Consider the following 1,972-nt stretch of genomic DNA (forward strand, 5'->3'; position numbering starts at 1 on the left):
AACACCAAGATTCGGGGGGTGGCAAGTTTTTTGCATTTAAAGACTATTAAATTAAGGTTTTATTAAGTTTTTATTTTAAAACTTTTGACAATACGGTCAGAATATGGGGAGGTTTTTTAGGATCTTTACTCATAAATTTTTCCTTCCTCCCCTTGTCTCTGATCGATTCGGAAATCTATAACCCCTCTACACCCAACACTATAAATAAAACACCTTGAATTCACATGTTCACAATGGAATCAAGGCCGGATTATTTTAATAATTCCCTCTCTTTTATGTATTACTCGATATTACAAAAGGAGAATAATTTCCTTTTACTTTTTTATTGTTATATAGTGAAAGCTTCTTTAAGCTCTTCAGCTAACCCTGTATATGATGGCGATCCTGAATAATGGCTAATATTTACGATTCTGAATTCCTTATCTAGTCCACTTCTTTTCAAGAATTCATTGACAATGTTTTGCTTTGGGTTTTTCCCCATAACAACTAACGTATGTGTTTTACCACCTAATACGTCTAGTTCATTCTTTAAGATTTCTCCGAACAATTTACAAAATCGGTTATAGAACTCATCACCTTGGGATTCATTATAGTTTAATTTGTTTATTGCCTCATTTAGGTGTCCTTTAATATCTGGTCCATAACTCGTTGGGAATCCTTTTATGAAGTCCGTCATATAGGTTCCACTCACTACCTGATTATAGAATTCTTTATCATCTTCATTTTTCATCAGCGCATTTTTATATTTTATCGGGCTTGGAATGCCTTGACGCTTTTCACCTGACTTAATACTCCGAATTTGAAACATTTCAAAGTGATCTAATGTTTCAGTGCCTTCTGCGATTTTTAAGTCCATTCCCTTTGCTCCAGCATTGACACCTAACAATACAAAACCTGACCTTAATGTAGCATTTTCAGATTGTAGCTTGTCCCAATCTTGTAACACTTCTATATTAGCTGCAGCTTCTTCATGAGCTTTCATTTTCTTTTGGTCGATCCAATAAGCAAAGCTACTATAGTTTGCATAACTTCCACCTTCTTTGGGCTTTAAGGACAATACCTTTTGGAAGGGAATTGCTTCGATTTCATTTTCTGATAAGTATTTTTGAGCAATGGTTTCAAAGTTTAATCCGGTTTCTTTTAGTGCTTGATATTGCTCTTTTGTAATTGTGTTATTCATGTTATCTTCCCTTTTTCTATTTTTATAAACTATCATTCTTCTTTCTTTTTCATCTAAATTTCCTTACATCTTTTATTATAGCTCAACCAATGTGCTATTTTTTACCCATACGATATGTTGTTCGTATTTTTTAAACATGTTTTTAAGACCTTGTTACAATCGTTCTTAAACGAAAAGTTTCTACAATCTACTAAATTGCCATAACGTAATCCTCAGTAGTACGTTGCATTTTCATTTGCTCTAAGCGTATGTAATTTCATCATGATCCTTTTCACTGATAGTGTTTCGATCCTCTGTCATACTTTTTAATTTTTGTTTTATTTTTCTCAACTTTTAGTACATACACTTTGCGTAACTATCTACGTTGAGCCATCCATTTGATGGTTCGCTCCATTCATAATAAAGGTTGTTCCTGGACCTATTGAACAAAACTTTCCTATAATTTGTTCATCACCTATTACGTCATAGTGAATAGAACTTGTTCTTCAAATGACTCTTCATGTTTACTATTGTAGTACGGATAATCCCCAACGGAGACATTGATCTTTTCTTGTTATAGTTGGCTTGAATTTTTTAGCAGACTTAAACTCACTCCTTTATATCATTGTTTAAAGATAACTTGCAAATTTTATCACAACATGAAAAAAATATTTAAACACTTTTCTACATAGTATTAGTTCTAATCGTTGTAAAATAGTAAGAAAAACCGCGCAAAAAAACTGCGCGGTCCTTTTCTGTTTGCCGTAACTAGTGCACATCTGATAATTTATATTCGTTGCCATGTATTCCTTT

The 1,972-nt window shown here is 32.9% G+C and carries 1 protein-coding gene and 1 pseudogene; both read right to left on the reverse strand.

Annotation, left to right across the window (positions count from 1 at the left end):
• Window positions 1–328: 328 nt before the first annotated feature.
• Window positions 329–1,180 (reverse strand): hypothetical protein, encoded by an 852-nt coding sequence (locus tag GGQ92_RS16215; RefSeq protein ID WP_184251352.1) that lies wholly within the window; start codon window positions 1,178–1,180, stop codon window positions 329–331.
• Window positions 1,181–1,542: 362 nt separating this feature from the next.
• Window positions 1,543–1,724 (reverse strand): annotated as a pseudogene (locus GGQ92_RS16220) (acetyltransferase); the annotation flags it as partial.
• Window positions 1,725–1,972 lie beyond the last annotated feature (248 nt).

It is taken from the genome of Gracilibacillus halotolerans (assembly GCF_014206945.1).
Classification (GTDB): Bacteria; Bacillota; Bacilli; order Bacillales; family Amphibacillaceae; genus Gracilibacillus; species Gracilibacillus halotolerans.